The sequence below is a fragment of the Streptomyces sp. NBC_00464 genome, from assembly GCF_036013915.1.
In the GTDB taxonomy this organism is placed as follows: Bacteria; Actinomycetota; Actinomycetes; order Streptomycetales; family Streptomycetaceae; genus Streptomyces.
Window position 1 is genome coordinate 3,064,739 of the sequence record NZ_CP107899.1, and the last position, 18,179, is coordinate 3,082,917.

The 18,179-nt window shown below is 72.2% G+C and carries 16 protein-coding genes; 7 read left to right on the forward strand and 9 right to left on the reverse strand.

From position 1 onward, the window contains the following. Nucleotides 1-91 precede the first annotated feature (91 nt). A complete protein-coding gene (locus OG912_RS13505) occupies nucleotides 92-466 on the reverse strand; it encodes an STAS domain-containing protein (RefSeq protein ID WP_326737942.1) in 375 nt (124 codons plus the stop codon). Nucleotides 467-778: 312 nt separating this feature from the next. Between OG912_RS13505 and OG912_RS13510 the strand changes: the two genes are divergently transcribed. Further along, nucleotides 779-1,402, forward strand: coding sequence for an RNA polymerase sigma factor (locus OG912_RS13510; RefSeq protein ID WP_327709539.1), 624 nt, complete (start codon nucleotides 779-781; stop codon nucleotides 1,400-1,402). An 8-nt stretch (nucleotides 1,403-1,410) separates the two neighbouring features. Continuing rightward, the gene (locus OG912_RS13515; protein ID WP_327713419.1) at nucleotides 1,411-2,745 is read left to right on the forward strand and encodes a zf-HC2 domain-containing protein; all 1,335 of its coding nucleotides are present in this window, start codon (nucleotides 1,411-1,413) and stop codon (nucleotides 2,743-2,745) included. A gap of 9 nt (nucleotides 2,746-2,754) precedes the next feature. Here OG912_RS13515 and purU read toward each other — a convergent pair whose 3' ends face one another. Both purU and OG912_RS13525 read right to left on the reverse strand, forming a co-directional pair. Next, on the reverse strand, nucleotides 2,755-3,633 hold the full coding sequence (gene purU, locus OG912_RS13520; RefSeq protein ID WP_327709540.1) for a formyltetrahydrofolate deformylase: 879 nt from the start codon (nucleotides 3,631-3,633) through the stop codon (nucleotides 2,755-2,757). A 28-nt stretch (nucleotides 3,634-3,661) separates the two neighbouring features. Beyond that, the gene (locus OG912_RS13525; RefSeq protein WP_326740718.1) at nucleotides 3,662-4,108 is read right to left on the reverse strand and encodes an SCO4402 family protein; all 447 of its coding nucleotides are present in this window, start codon (nucleotides 4,106-4,108) and stop codon (nucleotides 3,662-3,664) included. Between the two features lie 174 nt (nucleotides 4,109-4,282). On the opposite strand from OG912_RS13525, the gene OG912_RS13530 reads away from it, so the two are divergent. Further along, nucleotides 4,283-5,563 (forward strand): ABC transporter substrate-binding protein, encoded by a 1,281-nt coding sequence (locus OG912_RS13530; protein WP_327709541.1) that lies wholly within the window; start codon nucleotides 4,283-4,285, stop codon nucleotides 5,561-5,563. Nucleotides 5,564-5,606: 43 nt separating this feature from the next. On the opposite strand, the gene OG912_RS13535 is transcribed toward OG912_RS13530, so the two are convergent. Together OG912_RS13535 and OG912_RS13540 are read right to left on the reverse strand one after the other, a co-directional pair. Then, complete coding sequence (locus OG912_RS13535) at nucleotides 5,607-7,115, reverse strand: hypothetical protein (RefSeq protein WP_443061087.1); 1,509 nt, start codon at nucleotides 7,113-7,115, stop codon at nucleotides 5,607-5,609. Between the two features lie 241 nt (nucleotides 7,116-7,356). Next, nucleotides 7,357-8,739 carry a transcriptional regulator gene (locus OG912_RS13540; RefSeq protein ID WP_327709543.1) on the reverse strand — a complete coding sequence of 461 codons (1,383 nt, stop codon included), beginning with the start codon at nucleotides 8,737-8,739 and terminating at the stop codon, nucleotides 7,357-7,359. A 322-nt stretch (nucleotides 8,740-9,061) separates the two neighbouring features. Between OG912_RS13540 and OG912_RS13545 the strand changes: the two genes are divergently transcribed. Genes OG912_RS13545 through OG912_RS13555 form a run of 3 tightly spaced genes read left to right on the forward strand, consistent with a single transcriptional unit; the run spans nucleotide 9,062 to nucleotide 12,238 of the window. Then, nucleotides 9,062-9,718, forward strand: a complete 657-nt coding sequence (locus tag OG912_RS13545) for a bifunctional DNA primase/polymerase (protein ID WP_327713420.1) — start codon at nucleotides 9,062-9,064, stop codon at nucleotides 9,716-9,718. A gap of 40 nt (nucleotides 9,719-9,758) precedes the next feature. Next, nucleotides 9,759-10,589: an ABC transporter ATP-binding protein gene (locus OG912_RS13550; protein ID WP_327709544.1), complete on the forward strand. Its 831-nt coding sequence runs from the start codon at nucleotides 9,759-9,761 to the stop codon at nucleotides 10,587-10,589. Beyond that, a complete protein-coding gene (locus OG912_RS13555; protein WP_327709545.1) occupies nucleotides 10,586-12,238 on the forward strand; it encodes a transporter in 1,653 nt (550 codons plus the stop codon). Before OG912_RS13550 ends, OG912_RS13555 begins: the two co-directional genes overlap by 4 nt. 33 nt (nucleotides 12,239-12,271) lie before the next feature. Here the strand turns inward: OG912_RS13555 and OG912_RS13560 are convergent, their stop codons facing one another. Further along, the gene (locus OG912_RS13560) at nucleotides 12,272-13,165 is read right to left on the reverse strand and encodes an alpha/beta fold hydrolase (protein WP_326740716.1); all 894 of its coding nucleotides are present in this window, start codon (nucleotides 13,163-13,165) and stop codon (nucleotides 12,272-12,274) included. Between the two features lie 795 nt (nucleotides 13,166-13,960). Continuing rightward, a complete protein-coding gene (locus OG912_RS13565; protein ID WP_326737933.1) occupies nucleotides 13,961-14,653 on the reverse strand; it encodes a metal-dependent transcriptional regulator in 693 nt (230 codons plus the stop codon). Between the two features lie 205 nt (nucleotides 14,654-14,858). Here OG912_RS13565 and OG912_RS13570 point away from each other — a divergent pair, with 205 nt between their 5' ends. Beyond that, nucleotides 14,859-15,614: an SIS domain-containing protein gene (locus tag OG912_RS13570; RefSeq protein ID WP_327709546.1), complete on the forward strand. Its 756-nt coding sequence runs from the start codon at nucleotides 14,859-14,861 to the stop codon at nucleotides 15,612-15,614. A gap of 65 nt (nucleotides 15,615-15,679) precedes the next feature. Here the strand turns inward: OG912_RS13570 and OG912_RS13575 are convergent, their stop codons facing one another. Both OG912_RS13575 and pdxH read right to left on the reverse strand, forming a co-directional pair. Continuing rightward, a complete protein-coding gene (locus OG912_RS13575) occupies nucleotides 15,680-17,041 on the reverse strand; it encodes a PAS domain-containing protein (protein WP_327709547.1) in 1,362 nt (453 codons plus the stop codon). A gap of 371 nt (nucleotides 17,042-17,412) precedes the next feature. Then, nucleotides 17,413-18,039 (reverse strand): pyridoxamine 5'-phosphate oxidase, encoded by a 627-nt coding sequence (gene pdxH / locus OG912_RS13580; RefSeq protein WP_327713421.1) that lies wholly within the window; start codon nucleotides 18,037-18,039, stop codon nucleotides 17,413-17,415. Nucleotides 18,040-18,179: the final 140 nt, after the last annotated feature.

The following is an 18,179-nucleotide window of genomic DNA, read 5'->3' on the forward strand; positions in this document are numbered from 1 at the left end:
CGACGCCCGCAGGCGTCACGTGTCACTTACGCGCGTCACCAGTGTGACAACCCGGTATTAATGTCCGCCGCGGGCGGACTGCCGCGGCCGTTCAGGCCGAGAGCGGCTGGGCTTCCTCGTCGACGGCGGCGTCCCAGTCCGGGTAGACCTCGAACAGCCGGCGTACGCCCAGCGCGGCAAGCACCCGGTTGACGTGGGAGCCCTCCTCGGCACCCCGGGCGGGCAGGATGAGCCGCAGCCGGCCGCCGCAGGAGCGCATCAGACGGCGGGAGGCGATCAGGACGCCCACACCGCTGGAGTCACAGAAGAAGACCTCGGAGAGGTCGAGCACGACGTTGTGACAGCCCACCGCCACCGCGTCGTGGACGGACTGGCGGACCAGGGGTGAGGTCACCAGGTCCAGTTCGCCGCGCATGTGCAGAACGGTCCACACGCCCTGCTCGGTCTCGGCCACTTTCAGTGTCACGCGACTGGGCCTCTCGTTCCGGGGATTCCGGGGGTTCCAGTGATCCGGAAGTTTGCGTTCCTCCTCGCGGCTGCCCCGGCGCACTCCCCATGAAACACCGCCTCCCGAAGGAAGGCCCAGAACGGTTTCGGGCAGAAATGATCACGTCAAGTCCGATTCCGTCGTTGCGAGGTGCCGCATTCTCTACCATCCGGGGCGATCGCGGGGACGTACTTGCCGTAAAGGGGCATGCTCGGTCAGCCTTGCCGACTACATTCGATGTGACGAGGGGTACAGGGCGAGCGGCCCTGACGGCACAGGTCTGGGGGTCGCATGGCCAAAAACGCACCACCCCGCTGGGACCGCAGGATGCAGCAGCGGCTGGCACGCGGTGAGGCGGCCGCCCTCGGCGAGCTCTACGACCGGTTCGCCTCTCTCGTCCACAGCCAGGCCAACCGGATGCTCGACGACGAGAGCGCCGCGGACCTCGTCACCCGCGAGGTCTTCGGTTACGTGTGGGAGAACCCCGACGCCTACGACCCCAAGCAGGGCTCGATGCGCTCCTGGGTCGCCCGGCTCACCCACCGCGAATCCGTGCAGCGGCTGCGCAGGACCGCCGCCGCCCGGCAGGCGGACGACGAGTACGGCGCATACGGCGAGGAGGGCGAGGGTTACGGCGGGGCCGGCGTCGACCCGGCCGACCTGGAGGAACGGGTGCGCCTGGCCACCGCCGCGGCCCGCGCCGACTACATCGTCGCGTCCATGCCCGCACCGCTGCGGGCCGCGCTGGAGCTCGCGTACATCCAGCGCCGCGACTACCGGCAGACCGCGACCGACCTCGGGGTCACCGAGGACGAGGCGCGCCGCCGGCTGCGGCTGGGGCTGCAACTGCTGTCCACCGCGCACACCCGGCCGCTGGAGGGCTCCTCACCGCCCGGATACGGGCGGCCGCTGTGACCGACGACATGGACGGCCGCGACGAGGAGGGCCGCGAGGGAGAGGGACGGGACGACGTGGCGCGGGGCGCCCGGCGCATACCGGGCCCACGGGCCGCCGCGGACGACCTCGACCCGAGCCGGTTCGTCCCGCCGCCGCCCGCGGTCGTACCCGTGCCCGTATCTCAGGAGCCCGTGCCGGAACAGGCGCCGCCCGCCGACGATCCGCCCGCCCCGGTGCTCCCGCACCGCGTCCTGAAGGCCCTTCTCGGAGCCTGGGCGCTGACCGCGTGCTCGGCCGAGGAGGCCGAGGCCGTCGAGGCGCACCTCACGGAGTGCGCCCCCTGCGCGGACGAGGCCCTGCGGCTGCGCGACGCGGTCGGCCTGCTGCACACCGACCGCAGCCTGGACCTGGATCCGATGCTCCGGACCCGGGTGCTGGAGAACTGCCTGAACCGGCGGCCGGCCGACATCCCGGTTCCGGTGTGGGCCGCCCCGTACGACGCCGAGACGGCCCGGCTCGACGCGCTGCTGCGCGACATCGGCGACTCGGAGTGGCACGCCCCGGTGCGGCTGAAGTGGTTCGAGGACGAGCGCGGGGTGAACCGGAAGACGACGGTCGCCGGTGTCATCGGTCATCTGATGACCGTCGACGGCCTGGTCAGCACCGCCCTCGGCCTCGACGACCCGCTCGCCGAGAGCGTCCCCGGCACCCCGCGCCGGGGCTCCGGGCTGCCGCTCACACCCACCTCGCGCACCGAGACGTACTGGTCCGCCGCCCGGCGCCCGCCGACCCGCAGCGTCCGCGAGCCGTGGCGCGACCAGAGCCACACCCTCATCCGCACCGTGTCCTTCGCGGGGCGCGGCGTCTCGGATCGCTCCGTCTCCTACGGCGACTTCGCTCTGCCGTTGCAGGACGCCCTGCTGGACCGGGCGTTCGAGTGCTGGGTGCACGCGGGTGACATCGCGGACGCGGTGGACTATCCGTACGAGCCACCCTCCGCCGCCCACCTGCACCGGATGATCGACCTGGCGGCGCGGCTCCTGCCGGCCGCCCTGGCCGTGCGGCGCCGGGCGGGGCTCGCCGGTCCGGCCCGCCGTCTGGTGACGGCCGGGTCCCCGGGCCGCTCGCTCCATCTGGAGGTCGAGGGTTCGGGCGGCGGCAACTGGTACATCGCGCTGGACTCCCCCGCAGCCCTCGGCTCCCCCGACCACACCGTGGCGCAGGTCGCGCTGGACGGCGTGGAGTTCTGCCAGCTGGTGGCGGGGCATGTGCCGCCCGTGGAGGCGGCTGCCGGGCAGCGCGGGGACCGCGAAGCGATCCGGGACGTGCTCTTCGCGGCGGCCTCGCTCAGCAGGCTGTAGGCCGCCGGACTAGGCGAAGATCACCGTGCGGCGGCCGTTCAGCAGGATGCGCCGCTCCGCGTGCCACTTCACCGCGCGCGCCAGCGCCTGGCACTCCACATCGCGCCCGATGGCCACCAGCTGGTCCGGCGTCACACCGTGGCCCACCCGCTCGACCTCCTGCTCGATGATCGGTCCCTCGTCGAGGTCGGCCGTGACGTAGTGCGCGGTCGCGCCGATGAGCTTCACCCCGCGGGTGTGCGCCTGGTGGTACGGCTTGGCGCCCTTGAAGCTCGGCAGGAACGAGTGGTGGATGTTGATGATCCGGCCGCTGAGCTGCTTGCACAGATCGTCCGAGAGGACCTGCATGTAGCGGGCCAGGACGACCAGCTCCACGTTCTCCTCGCGGACCAGCTCCAGCAGCTGCGCCTCCGCCTCCGCCTTGTTCTCCCTGTTCACGGGGATGTGACGGAAGGGGATGTCGTACGAGGCGACCAGCTCGGCGAAGTCTGTGTGGTTGGAGACGACCGCCGCGATGTCGACCGGCAGGGCCCCGATCCGGGAACGGAACAGCAGGTCGTTGAGGCAGTGGCCGAACTTGCTGACCATCAGCACGATCCGCATCCGGTCCGAGGACCGGTGGATCTGCCAGTCCATCCGGAAGGAGTCACCGATCGCCGCGAAGCTCGCCCGCAGCTTCTCCGGCGTCACCGGGCTGTCCGCCGAGAAGTGGACGCGCATGAAGAACAGACCCGTGTCGTGGTCCCCGAACTGCTGGCTGTCCTCGATGTTGCAGCCGGTCATGAAGAGATAGCTCGACACGGCGTGCACGATGCCCTGTTTGTCGGGGCACGAGAGGGTGAGGACGTACTGCTCGGGGGCGGTGTCAGCAGGCTGCGGCGCGGTCATCCCCGTAGCGTGCCACACCGTCCTCGGATCAGGCGGTCCTGGTCATGATGCGGAGCACGTCGAGTGAGCGGGGCGGGACGTCGGGGTCCTCGCCGTCGTTCGTGGCGAGCAGCACATGGGCGTCGCGGGCGGCCCGGACGGCCTCCGGCCAGCCGTGGTGCTCCAGATAGGCGGAGACGGGGGCGTCCGCGCCGACCTGGTGCATGATGCGCAGCACCCGCAGCACGGCGACATCGACGAGGGCGGCCTCACCGGAGTCCCGGAAGACCGTGCCGACGTACTTCTCGGCGGACCAGTTGTCCAGCCAGGTGTCCTCGACCAGGCGGTACACGGCGTCGGTGACGTCGCCGTATCCCTCCCGGCCGGCCAGCCAGCACTCGTGGTGGAAGACGGGGTCGGAGAGCATGTGCAGCGCCGAGCGCACGTTGCTGCGCCAGCGCCACCAAGGAATGTCATTGAGCGGCATGCCGCCCATGGTGGAGGAGTGACGGCCGCGACGGGAAGAGTTCTCGGAACCTTGCTGCACGGTTGTCGATCGTACGTTCCCTTTCCGGCTTCCCCCACGGGCCCCTGCAATTCACCTGTACGTCACCGAGCGTTGAGCACAGCACACTGTGGCGTTACCCGGGGGCGGGAAGTGTCTGTGCCCATGACCGGACGGCGACGCCCCACCTTCCCCCGCCCCTTCAGGTTGCTCACCGGTGCGGTGGCGGCAGGGGCTCTGCTGATGACCGGTTGCGGCGCGCTCCCTGGGGCATCGGGGGACTCCAGGGAGCCCGTCACCGTCGTGACCTGGGCGCCCAGCGGCGCCTCGGGACCGGACGCCGCCAACATGGCGGGCATGACCGCGATGGCGCAGGCGTACGCCCGCTGGATCAACGGCGAGGGCGGGATCGACGGACACGAGCTGCGCGTGATCACCTGCGACGAGCAGGACACCTCGATCGGCGCGGGCAACTGCGCCCGCCGGGCCGTCAAGGAGAAGGCCGTCGCGGTCCTCGGCTCCTACAGCCGGCACGGACGGGCGTTCATGGCACCGCTCGAAGTCGCCGGGATCCCGTACATCGGCGGCTACGGCGCCTCCGAGGAGGAGTTCCGGAGCTATATGTCCTACCCGGTCACCGGCGGCCAGTCTGCGCTCCTGGCAGGCAACGCGAAGCAGCTGGCCGCCACCTGCGACCGGGTTTCCCTGGTGCGTCCCGAAACCCTGGGCGGCGACAGCCAGGCATGGCTCCTCAGCACCGGTCTCACCGAGGCCCACCGGCCCGCACCGGTCGACATCCAGGCCGCCGAGGAAACCACGTCGTACGACGAGGCGGCCGGGCGCGCACTGGCGGGAGCGGGCACCGGCGGCGGCTGTGTGACGGCCGTGCTCGGTGACCGCACGGAGACGTTCTTCGACTCCTTCAGGCGGCTGGAGCCGACCGGCGGATCGGTGCGGATCTCCTCGGTCCTCGGCAGCATCGGACAGCCGCTCATCGACCGCACCGGCGGCCGTGAGAGCCCGTTCGAGGGTGCGTACGTCACCGGGTGGTACCCGGCCCCCGGCGACAGCCGCTGGGACCGGATGCGGCAGGTGATCAGCAAGTACGCCTTCAGCGACAACCGCATCGACCCCGACGACACCGGCGTGCAGACGACATGGATCGCCTACACCGCCCTGAAGTCGATCGTCGAGTCGCTGAACGAGGCGGAGATCACGTCCCGGAAGGTCACCAAGGCCCTCACCCACGGCACCCGGGTGGACACCGGCGGCCTCACTCCCGCACTGCGCTGGCGCTACGAGGACATGATCGGCTCGTCCTCGTACCCGCGCATCGTGAACAGCAAGGTGACGTTCCAGGTCGTGCGCGACGGCCGGCTGGTCGCCGACAGGAAGGGCTTCGTGGATGTGACGAAGACCCTGTCGGACGCCAGCGCGACCGGCTGAGACCCCGGCGCCCGCACCCGGGGTCTCCTGGCGTCCACCGCGCTCAGAGTGCGGTGGACGCGCGCTTCGTCAGGCCGTACTTCGTCGCGATGGCGTTCCACAGCTTGGACGCCTGCTTCTTGGCCTTGGTCGCCTCACCGCTCTGGACGTTGGCCTGCTGCGTCTGCGTCGTCGTACGGGCCTTGCCGTGCTTGCACACCTTCTTGCTCTTGGCCTGCGTCGCCCAGGCGGCGTAGTGGTCGTCCGCCGAGGCGGAGGCCTGCCAGGCCCTGGTGAGCGATGCGGTCAACTGGGCGTTGTCCGGCAGCTTGTCGACCGAAAGGTCCTTGAGCCGGGTCACCAGATCGCGACGCTGCTGGGCGGCGCCCTTGAGGTCCGCCACGGCCTTGTCGAGGTCGGCGCAGTTCTTGGTCTTCTCCACCGCGCCGATCACCGCGGACCGGCTGTTGTTGCTGTCCGCGAGCAGCTTGTCGAGCGCCTCCGCCTGCGGCTTCGCCGGGTCCACCGGGGCCTCGGCGGAGGGCTGGGCGGCAGGTGAACTCGCCGCCGCCACCGGCTGTTTGCCGTCTTCGGCCTTCTTGTCGTCGCCACCGCTCAACAGGGCGCCGGCGCCGAGCCCGATCACGGCACAGCCGACGACGACCGCGGCGATCAGCGGGACGTGCGCGGACTTCTTCCGCCGCCCGTCCTGCCCGTCGTACGGCAGCCCGTCCTCGGGGCCGGTGTACGGGGGCGCCTGCTGGTACGCCTGCGGGGGCGGCCCGCCCTGGTACTGCTGCTGCCCGCCCTGCGGCGGGTACGGCTGCTGCTGGTGCGGCGGCTGCTGGTGCTGCGAGGGGTCGAACCGGGGCATCTGCTGGGTGGCGCCCGCGGGTTCGTCGTTGCGGAAGAGGTTGTCGAACTCGGCGGGCGGCTGCCGCTCACCGGGTGCTCCCGGCCGGATGCCGTACGGGGCACCTCCTGGCACGGGGGGTATGTACTGGGTGGCGTCGGCGTCCTGGCCGCCCTGCGCGGGCGGCGGAGCGGCGTGACCGCCGGGCTGCTGGTACGCCTGCTGCTGGGCGCGTCCCAGGAACTGCGTGGACTCCGCGGGGTTCTCCGGCGGCAGGCCGCCCGGCCCGGGTCCGCCCGGTGCCGGTCCGCCCGGAACCGGGGCGATGAACTGCGTGGCGTCCGCGTCGCCGCCCCCGCCGGGCACCGCCTCGGGCGGCAACGGCTGGGCGTACGGCGACGGCTGGGGCTGCTGGTGTTGGGGCTGCTGGTGCGCCTGGTGTTGGGGCTGCTGGTGCTGCTGCTGAGCGGGCAGCTGCGGCTGGGCCTGCTGCCCCTGGCCGTACTGCCCGTGCTGCGCCTGCTGCCCGTACTGCTGCCCGTACGCGCCCTGCTGGTCCTGCCCGTACGCACCCTGGCCGCCCTGCGGCTGCCCCTGTGCGGGGTTCTGCTGGGGCGCCTGCGGCCCCCAGGGCTGCCCCCACGGCCGGCCGCCTGCCGGGGCGGCCTGGTCCGCTGGTCCTCCCGGCGTCCAGGGCTCTCCGCCGCCCGCGGGCAGCACGACGCCCTCGTGCGCGGGTCGTACAGCAGGGAGCTGCTGCTCGTCACCCTGTCCGCTCTGTGTCACCGGGACTCCTACGTGTGAACCTATGGAATCGTCGGCTCACGCTATCGGGTGGTCCCCGCCGTTCGCCAAGCGCGTGTTGTCGCTCACCTCCCCTTCACACGGGCTGTAACACTCAGCGGCCTCAGGACGCAGTTAAGGGGAACCGGCGCCCGGCCGACCCGGGCCCGCCCTCCCCTCAGGCCGCCTGGAGCTCCAGGCGGGCGCCGAACTCCCGCACCGCGGGCTCGTCCCCGTACGGCAGCAGACGCTGTTGCAGATCGTCCAGATACTCCACCCCCCGGCTGGAACGCACCGTGCCCAGCAGCTCCATCGCCCGCGTCCCGGTGTGGCAGGCCTGCTCCACCTCACGCAGCTGCACCTGCGCCGCGGCCAGCAGGGCCAGACCGATGCCCCGGCGGCGGGCACGGGACTCCGGAAGGCCGCCCAGGGCCTCCTTCGCCCGGCGCGCGGCCGCCTCCGCCTGGCCGAGGTCGCGGTGGCAGTGCGCCAACTCGTCGGCCAGATACGCGTGATCGAAGTGCCTGATCCAGTCGGGATCGTCACCGCTGTCCGGGTCGGCCTGCTCCAGCGCGGCCAGCGCCCGGCCCGCCACCGCCTGCGTGGTCCGGGCGTCCCCGAGCAGCGCGTGGCCCCGGGCCTCCGCCGCGTAGAACATCGCCTCCGCCCGCGGGGTGACCCGCCCGCGCGCCCCTTCCTGCGCCGCCCTGGCCAGCTGGGCGATCTCCCGCGGATTGCCGAGCTGCGCCGCGAGATGGCTCATCGAGGCAGCCAGCACATAGCCGCCGTAGGCGCGGTCGCCCGCCGCCTGGGCGAGGCGCAGCGCCTGGATGTAGTAGCGCTGGGCGAGGCCCGGCTGGCCCGTGTCGATCGCCATGTACCCGGCGAGCTCGGTGAGCCGTGCGACCGCCCCGAACAGCTGCCGTCCGGTCGACTCGCGGTACGCCCCCGAGAGCAGCCCGGAGACCACGCTGTTCAGGTAGTGCACCAGGACCGGCCGCACATGACCGCTGCCGAACCGGTGGTCCAGGTCGACCAGCGCCGCCGTCGTCGCCCGCACCGCCTCCACGTCCGGCATCCCGACCCGGGCCCCGGCCGCCCGTGCCACCTGCTGGTCCGCACCGGTGATCAGCCAGTCCCGGCTGGGCTCGACCAGCGCCGACGACGCGACCGCGGAACCGGACAGGAAGTCCCGGCGGCCGACGTCGCTGCGCCACAGCTCGCAGACCTGCTCGATCGCCCCGGTCACCGTCGGGGCGAACTGCAGGCCGACGCCGGAGGCCAGGTTCTTGCCGTTGGCCATCCCGATCTCGTCGATCGTGACCGTACGGCCGAGCTTGCGGCCGAGCGCCTCGGCGATGATTCCCGGCGCCCTGCCGCGTGGCTGCTGTCCGCGCAGCCAGCGGGCCACGGAGGTCTTGTCGTAACGGAGGTCGAGCCCGCGCTCCGCCCCGACCATGTTGACGCGGCGGGCGAGGCCCGCGTTGGAGCATCCGGCTTCCTGAATGAGCGCCTGGAGCCGTTCGTTCGGCTGGCGTGCGACGAGAGGCCTGGCTGCCATGTTTCTCCCCCTGAGGCCGCAGTGATCTTTGAAGGAATCACTGCCCGACATATGCCTGATAAATTCGCTGATTCATCGTGTTGGTCACTTTTGACGCGTCTCCGCCTTTTTCTCCCGGCACGCACCCTAAGATGCCGAACGAACTGTGCCGGATCTCCGGTATGTGGCTACCCGCCCACCGTCGCCGTCCCTCTCGCGCGCCCCCTCACGTGCATCGATGCGCCCCGCATGCGGGCGCGAGGGACCGTAACCGCGCTCGCCGCGCCCGTAACCCCAGGTGGCGGCGGGAGTTGTGCTGGGCGTGGAAGAGCCCATCGGAGTCATGGAAGCCGCACAGATCCCCCAGCAGCGAGCCGAGCAGCTGCTCGACGCGGCCGTGCGGTACGCGGAGGAGCGGCACTGGGACGTGTGTCCCGGCACCTGGCTGGAGCCGGCCAATGGCGTGGAACGGTGCTCCTGCGGCGAGGCCGGCTGCGCGGCGCCCGGCGCCCACCCGACCCGGGCCGACTGGGCGGGCCGGGCCACCGGCAGCGGCGCGGCGGCCCGCCGGATGTGGTCGCAGCAGCCGCACGCCTCGATCCTGCTGCCGACCGGCCGCGGCTTCGACGCGATCGACGTACCGGAGTCGGCGGGCTTCCTGGCGCTGGCCCGGATGGAGCGGATGAGCCTGCCGCTCGGACCGGTCATCCGCACCGCGGACCGCCGGATGCAGTTCTTCGTCCTGCCGGGCGCCGCCACCAAAGCCGATGCCCTGGTCCGGAGGATCGGCTGGGACGCCGCGGCGATCGGACTGCGCGGACTCGGCGAGGGCCACTGCATCGCCGCCCCGCCGACCCGCGTCGGCGGGGCCGGAGCGGTGCAGTGGGCCCGCAGCCCCTCCACCGCCAACCGCTGGCTGCCCGAGGTGGACGAGCTCATCAGCCCGCTCGCCTACGCCTGCGGGCGCGAAGCCGCGGACGCGCGGGGGCGCGTTTCGTAGGGTGGCCCCCACAGCACGGGGACTTCGAAGGGCGCTTGCGATGGCGGACCGGACAGACAGCGACACAGCCGACCGGGCCGTCGAGCCCGACGTACCGCGGGCGACGCCGCCCGCGGTACGCGTGGAAGGGCTGTGGAAACGTTTCGGCGATCAGACGGCGGTCGCCGGAATCGATCTGGTGCTGCCCGCAGGCAAGTTCATCGGCCTGGTGGGCCCCAACGGGGCCGGCAAGACCACCACCCTCTCCATGGTCACCGGCCTGCTCCGCCCCGATAGGGGACGGATCGAGATCGGCGGCCGTGACGTCTGGCGCGACCCGGTCGAGGTGAAGTCCCGCATCGGCGTCCTGCCCGAGGGCCTGCGGCTCTTCGAACGGCTCTCGGGGCGCGAACTCCTCGCCTATACGGGCCGGTTGCGCGGCCTTCCCGGTGGCGAGGTGGACAGCAGGGCCACCCAGCTGCTCGACGTCCTGGACCTGGCGGGCGCCCAGCACAAACTCGTCATCGACTACTCGACGGGCATGCGGAAGAAGATCGGGCTCGCCGCCGCCCTGCTGCACAACCCCGAAGTGCTCTTCCTGGACGAACCGTTCGAGGGCGTCGACCCCGTCTCGGCACAGACCATCCGCGGGGTGCTTGAGCGCTACACCGGCTCGGGGGCCACCGTCGTCTTCTCCAGCCATGTGATGGAACTCGTCGAGTCCCTCTGCGACTGGGTGGCCGTCATGGCGGCGGGCACCATCCGCGCCCAGGGCACCCTCGACCAGGTCCGCGGCGACGCGCCCTCGCTGCAGAACGCCTTCCTGGAGCTCGTCGGCGCGGGCGACCGCGACCACGGCGACGCCCTGGACTGGCTCGGCGGTGCCCGATGAGCGTGCTCGACGCCCCGGCCGCCTCCGGAACCCCGGCCTACCGCCCGGCGGGTGGTACGGAACTGATCCCCGTCCTCGTACGCCTCAAGCTCGCCCTGCTCCGCAACGGGCTGCGGCAGTCGGCCGGCCGCCGGGCCGTGTACATCGCCTCCGTCGTCGCCACCCTGCTGATCGCCCTGGGCCAGCTGATCGCGCTGATCGCGCTGCGCGGCCACGCCCACGCGGGCTCCCTCGTCGTGCTGCTGGCCGCGGTTCTGGCGGCCGGCTGGGCCGTGATGCCGCTCTTCTTCGCCGCCGGCGACGAGACCCTCGACCCGAGCCGCCTCGTGATGCTGCCGCTGCGGCCCCGGCCGCTGATCGCCGCACTCCTGGCGTCCTCGCTGGTCGGCATCGGTCCGCTGTTCACGCTCTGCCTGGCGGCCGGTTCCGTGATCGCGCTGGCGCACGGGGCGGGTGCGGTGGTGTTCGCCGTCCTGGCGGCCCCGCTGACCCTGCTGGTCTGCGTCGCGCTGGCACGGGCCGTGGCCACGGCCAACACCCGGCTGCTGACCTCCCGCAAGGGCCGCGATCTGGCGGTGCTCAGCGGGCTGGTGATCGCGGTCGGGATCCAGGGCGTCAACTTCGGCGTGCAGCGGCTCGGCCGGGCCGGCGGCCTCTCCGCACTCGACCCGGCGGCGGACGTGGTGCGCTGGCTGCCGCCCGCCTCGGCGATCGGCTCCGTGGACTCGGCGTCCCAGGGGGCGTACGGACGGGCCACCGTGCAACTGCTCCTCGCCGCGGCCGCGCTGGTCCTGCTGCTGGTGCTGTGGCGGCGCAGCCTGGAGAAGCTGATGACGGCGCCGGACGGCTCGACGCTCTCCGCCGCCGAACCGGCCCGCACGAAGTCCGGCGGGGAAGGATCCGGCTTCTGGGGACTGTTCCCCGAGGGACGCACGGGCACGGTGATGCAGCGCAGCCTGCGGTACGTCGCACGGGACCCGAAGACCAAGGCCGCCTGGGTGACGGCGCTGGCGATCGGGCTGATCGTGCCGCTGCTCAACGCCCTGCAGGGCACGGGGTCGGTCTACTTCGCGTGCTTCGGCGCCGGGATGCTCGGCATCCAGATGTACAACCAGTTCGGTCAGGACACCTCGGCGTTCTGGATGGTGGCGCTGACGATCTCCTCGACCCGTGACGCGTACCTCGAACTGCGGGCGCGGGCACTGGCTCTGCTGCTGATCACCCTCCCGTACACGGTCCTGGTCACGGTGCTGACCGCGGCGGTGCTCGGTGACTGGGGGGCGCTGCCCGGGGTCATGGGGCTCTCGCTCGCCCTGCTGGGCGCGATGCTGGCGACGGGTGCGGTGGCCTCGGCGAACTTCCCGTACTCGATCCCGCAGGACGGCGCGTTCAAGAACGTGGCGCCCGGACAGGCCGGGCTCGCCTGGATCTCCATCCTCGGCGGCATGGTCTCGGCCGCACTGCTGTGCGCCCCCGTGATCGCTCTGACGGTCTGGCTGCATCTCGCCGACGCCGAGGGCCCGCTGTGGCTCCTGGTGCCGGTGGGTGCCGCGTACGGGACGCTGGTCGCCTGGGCCGGGCTGCGGGTCGCCGCGCCGCGCACGGCGGACCGGCTGCCCGAGATCCTGACGGCGGTCAGCAAGGGGTGACGGGCGGGCGCCGGCGGGGGCCGGGACCGCCCGTTACGGAGCCACCGGCTCCCGGTCGTCCTCGGCGTCCTCGGCGAGCTGCTCCAGGAAGGGTTCGACCGCGGCGCGCCAGCCCTCGGGCCGGTCGTAGTGGACGAGATGGCCGGCGTCGGCCACCTCCGCATACTGCCCGCGGGGCAGCACCCGGACCATCTCCTGGGCCTCCGCCCGGCCCAGCTCTCCGTCCAGACCGCGGAGCACCAGGGTCGGGCACCTGACCTGCGCCAGCTCCTCCCAGTGCGCGTCGAAGACCCAGGTGGCGCGGGAGGTGAGCATCTGCCGGCGGGAGAAGACGGGCCGCCAGCCGTCTGCGCGCTCGGCCATCACCTCGGCGAAGAACTCGCCGCGGGCCGGGTTGGGGCGCTCCACCCAGGGGTCGTCCTCGCCGAACCACTTCCGTACGTCGGACAGGGTGGCGAACGGAACCGGCCAGGAGTTGAACCAGTCCTCCCACTCCCGCTGCGAGGCCGCCCCGAGCGCGGAGGCCCGCATGTCGCAGATGACCAGGGCCCGGACGAGATCGGGGCGCTTCGCGGCGAGCTGCCAGGCGGTGAGCGCTCCCATCGAGTGCCCGACGAGGGTGACGGGGGCGAGGCCGAGCTGTTCGATCGCGGCCTCGGCGTCGGCGACGTACGCCTCGCGGGTGTACGGCCCGTCGGCCGGCTTCTCGCTGCGGCCGTGCCCGCGCTGGTCGAGGCCGACCGCCCGGTGCCGCTCGGCGAGCCAGCGGGTGGTGGAGGCCCAGTGCGAGGCCCGGCCCATCAGTCCGTGGAGCAGTAAGACGCCCCCCGCGCGGTCGGTCTCCGCGCGCCCCTTGGGCGGGTCGGCGAACTCCCAGGCCGCGAGGCGTACGCCGTCGGTTCCGGTCACATCGATGCGCCGCACCATCGTTTCTGGCACCCCCTTCTGGTCCCTCGATCACCATGTGGTCGCGTCGGCCAGACTATCGAACCTTTATTCGAAAACCGGGTTCCGGCGCACAACACCGCTCGTTCGAGTGACCGCCTCTCAGGATTGACGTCGGCCACGGAGGGGAGATCTTCTCCGGGAGGCGGGCCACTCGGGGATGAGGGCTCGCGGGAGCCGACCTCGAGAGCTCGGGGCTCCAGGTCGGAACAGGGGAGGACAGGCCCCGGCGCCTTGCGGCGCCGGGGCCATCCATCGTTCCCGGGCCGCCCATCGTTCCCGGGCCATCCATGGCTACCGGGCCATCCGCCGCTCCCGGGCCATCCACTGCTCCGGAGCGACCGGTCCGGGGGCGCGGCCCGGATTCCGAGGGGCGCGTCACAGGCGCGTGCGCCGGGGCGCCCTGCGGGACCGCGACAGCCTTCTCCCGCTGCGCAGGCCGGACATGCCAGTACGACGGGCGCATTCCCTGCTCCCCTCCCCGACCGCGCGGCCAGACGGCCGGCACTCTCAGGTATCCCTCCGCGACAGCCTGGCACGCGATCCGTCCGGGCGCTGCAATTCCGGACGGAAAACGGAAAACGGACGTCAGCACCCGCTGATCGTCCGCTGCCCGCACTGTGGCGCTTGCTCACATTCGGAGCATCGCCTGTTTCAGAGCTTCGCCCTGCCCACCACGCGCCCGAGTCCGGCGCGCGTCAAATCCCGGCGCTCGCCCTGGGCTCGCCGCCTGCCCGATACCCGAGGCTCGCCGCTTGCCCAGCACTCGCGCAGGGCTCAGCGCTTCGCCACGAACACGTGCGAAGCGACCTCCGCGTTCAGCTCCGCCGCCTCGCCGCTGCTGCCGACCAGCACCCCGCCGGCCGACTGGGTCACGCTGACCACGGAACCGGGCTGCACGCCCGCCCGACGCAGCGTGTACATCAGCTGGGCGTCCGTCTGGATCGGCTCACCGATCCGCCGGACCACCACCGTCTTGCCGTCGGCGCCCGGGTCGAGCTCCGACAGGCTGACCATGCCCTCGTCGAGGAACGGGTCGGCCTCGGCCTTCTCGCCCAGCTCCTCCAGGCCCGGGATGGGATTCCCGTACGGAGACTCCGTCGGGTGGCGCAGCAGCTCCAGCACCCGCCGCTCCACGGCCTCGCTCATCACATGTTCCCAACGGCACGCCTCGGCGTGGACCTGCTCCCACTCCAGGCCGATCACGTCGACGAGCAGGCACTCGGCGAGCCGGTGCTTGCGCATCACGCGGGTCGCCAGCCGGCGCCCCTCCTCCGTCAGCTCCAGGTGCCGGTCCCCGGCGACCTGTACCAGGCCGTCGCGCTCCATCCGCGCCACCGTCTGGCTGACGGTCGGACCGCTCTGGTCCAGCCGTTCAGCGATCCGGGCGCGCATGGGGACCACGCCTTCCTCTTCGAGTTCGAGGATGGTGCGGAGATACATCTCCGTTGTGTCGATCAGTCCGGACATTCGTGCCCCTCGATGCAGTCGTGCGCTGGCCCTCGTCCAATTCTGACGCATAGCGCCGACAACCGTGCCTCGCCGTCCGAACGAGCTCTGCCGGAAAGGCCGGAACGACCTGTGCGGTATTGACATGTCACTGGTCCAGACCGCACCGTGATCGGCGGCACGGACGCCCCTTGGACACCCCACTCCGCCGGAAAGGCCCTCCTCGATGAGCGAAAGCAAGCTGGCCGGTCAGTTCCTCGACGCAGCGATCGGCCTGCTGGAGCGCGTGCGCGACGAGGAGTCGGGCTCCATCGCGGCGGCCGGTGACGCGATCGCCGACACCGTCGTCGCGGGCGGCAGGCTCTTCGCCTTCGGCGCCGGGCACTCCTCGCTGGCCGCCCAGGACGTCGTCTACCGCGCCGGCGGACTCGCCCTCATGAACGTGCTGGCCGTCCCCGGCACCCTCGGCGTCGACGTCATGCCGGCGACCCTCGGCTCGGCCCTGGAGCGGGTCGACGGCCTCGCGGGCGCGGTGCTCGACTCCAGCCCCGCGAAGGCGGGCGACGTCCTCGTGATCATCTCGCTCTCCGGGCGCAACGCCCTGCCGGTGGAGATGGCGCTGAACGCGCGTGCGCTCGGCCTGAAGGTCATCGGCGTCACCTCGGTCGCGTACGCGGAAGGCACCCGGTCCCGGCACGTCTCGGGCGGATTCCTGCGGGACCACTGCGACATCGTCCTGGACAGCAAGATCTCCATCGGCGACGCGGAGCTGGACGTCGACGGCATCGAGGCACCGTTCGCCCCCGCGTCGACGGTGGTCACCAGCGCGATCATGCAGGCGATGATGGCCGCCGCGGCGGAACGGCTGCTGGAGCTTGGCGTCGAGCCGCCGCTGCTGCGGTCGGGCAACGTCGACGGGGGCCACGAGTGGAACGGCCGCGTGATGGCGGAGTACGCGGACCGGATCTTCTACCGGCACTGAGCGCCCGGCCGGCGGGCGGCGGCGCCGCGTGGGGTGAGCGCCCGCCCCCGGCGGGGGTTCCGTCCTCAATCGCCGGGCGGGCCGGCGTTCACCGCCTGCCCCAGGTCCACCGACGCCGCCACCCGGTCCGCCACGCTCTCCGCATACGCCGCGTCCGGGCGCTCGAACGCGGCCCGGTGCGACGAGCGCAGGAACGTCACCACGCCCAGCGTCCGCCCCCGGCTCCGCAGCACCACGCACAGCGCGTGCACCGAATCGGCCGGCCACCGGCGCTCCGCAGCCCACTCCCCCGCCGCCTGCGCCGAACCGGCCCCTGCCGAGGCCCGCACCGACCCCGTACGGTCCACCGCCTGCAGGGCCGGGTGCCCCGGCGCGTACCGCAACGGGATGCCGCCCCCGGCCACCGGCAGGCAGGGACCCGGCTCGTCGGACGGCGTTCCCGCGGCGCGCACCAGCCGCCCGCCCACCACCAGGTCGATCAGCGCATGGTCGGCGAACCCCGCGAGCGCGTAGTCCAGCGACGACGTGGCCGCCTCCATCGGGTCCTCGCACTCGGCGGCCGAGCGTGAGGCCCGGTGCAGCTGGTTCGACCGGAAGCGCACCCGGTCCGCGTCCTGGGCCGCCAGCTTCGCCGCCGTCACGTCCTGGAACAGCCAGCCGACACCCAGCGGCACCGGCTCCTCCGCGAGCGGCGAGGCCAGCCGGAGGAATCCACTGCGCCAGCAGCGCCGCCGGTCGCCGTCGCCCGTGCGCAGCGTCACCCACAGCTCGGCGGGGGCGGACGGCGCGCCCTCGGCCAGCACGTGCTGGAGGGCGCCCTCCAGGTCCTCGACGCCCTGCACGATCAGCTCCCCGAGGGGCCGGCCCAGCAGCGTCGTACGACCGCCGCCCAGCGCGCGGGCCGCGTGCGCGTTGACGACGGTCGGCCGCAGGTCCACGTCCACGAGGACCACGCCCCACGACGCGTCCTCGAACAGCGCCTCGCTCAGCGCGATGGACCGCTCCAGATCGATCTGCGCATGGACCTCGCTGAACGCGCAGTACACCCCGGCGGGCTTCCCCTCCGCGCTCCGCACCCCGGCCGACTGGGTCCGCACGAGCACCCGCCCGCCGTCCTTGCGCAGCAGCGCGAACTCGTGCACCTGCCGGCCGGCCCCGTCCATGACGGCCATCAGCCGCCCCTGCACCTCACCCGCGTCCGCCCGCCGCACGGCCCACCCGGCGAACCCGGGCCGGCCGACGGCCTCCTCGGCCGACCAGCCGAGGATCCGCTCGGCCTCGCGGTTCCAGTGGGTGACGGTGCCGTCGGCGTCGAAGGCGCACAGCGCGGCGTCCATCCCGTCGAGGAGAGCCGCCAGCAGCTCCGCCCCGGGAATCGGCTCGGGACCGAGAGCATCGGTCGTTCCGCTGGTCGTGGAAGCACTCATCCCGGGACCCCCTGCAGGACGTGTCCGCCATTGCCGCACGTCAGCCCATTGAACTCGAACGTGACGCAGCACACAGCGACTTCCCGGAAATCACCGGAAAACAATGGCTCCGATAATTCGGTTGTGTGGCGCCGGAGACCTTCCTAGGCTGCTGCTACACGCAGAAAGGAGGTGTTCCGGAAGTGATTTCTTCTCGGACTCGTGAGGTGACTGCGGGCTGACGCCCGTTGTCGCGCTCTTTGCAGTGCAGGCCGGTCATCGGCCAATCCCAAGCAGTCACCGACCCGCAGGCTCGCCGGTAAGTCCGGCCGGCTCCTCCGCAAGGAGGGACCAGAGCCTGCGGGTTTCTGCATGTCAGCGGCAGTGCCGCCCTATGGGCACAGCCGCTCCACACCCCACACGCCGTCCTCCCGCACGTACCGCAGCCGGTCGTGGAGCCGGTTCTCGTGGCCCTGCCAGAACTCGATCGTGTCGGGGACGACGCGGAATCCGCCCCAGTGCGGGGGCGCCGGCACCTTCTCGCCCTCCGGGTAACGGGCCGCGAGGTCCTCGTAGCGGTGGGTCAGCTCCTCGCGGGAGCCGATCACCGTGGACTGGTCGCTGGCCCAGGCACCGAGCTGGGAGCCGTGGGGGCGGGTACGGAAGTAGGCGACCGTCTCCTCGCGGGGGACCCGGGTCGCGGTGCCGGTGACGATGACCTGGCGGGCCAGCGGATGCCAGGGGAAGAGCAGCGCGACGTGCGGGTTGGCGGCCAGTTCGCGGCCCTTGCGGGAGCCGTAGTTGGTGAAGAAGACGAAGCCCCGCTCGTCGTACATCTTCAGCAGCACCGTGCGGGAGGACGGCAGGCCCTCGGGGGTGGCCGTGGAGACCACCATGGCGTTCGGCTCGTGGAGCATGCCGCCCGCGGCGATCTGCCGGAACCAGCGGGCGAACTGCTGCATCGGATCGGCGGCGAGACCGGCCTCGGTGAAGGCCTCGGAACGGTACTGCTCGCGCATCGCGGCCGGATCGGTGGTGGAATCGGAGGAGGAGTCTGCGGTGGGCACGGTGTCATCCTGCCGCAGCGGCCGCGCCCACCGGGCAAGGAGGTCCGCCACCGCCGTTTCGGGTACGACGGAGGAAGCTGTGCCGGATGTCA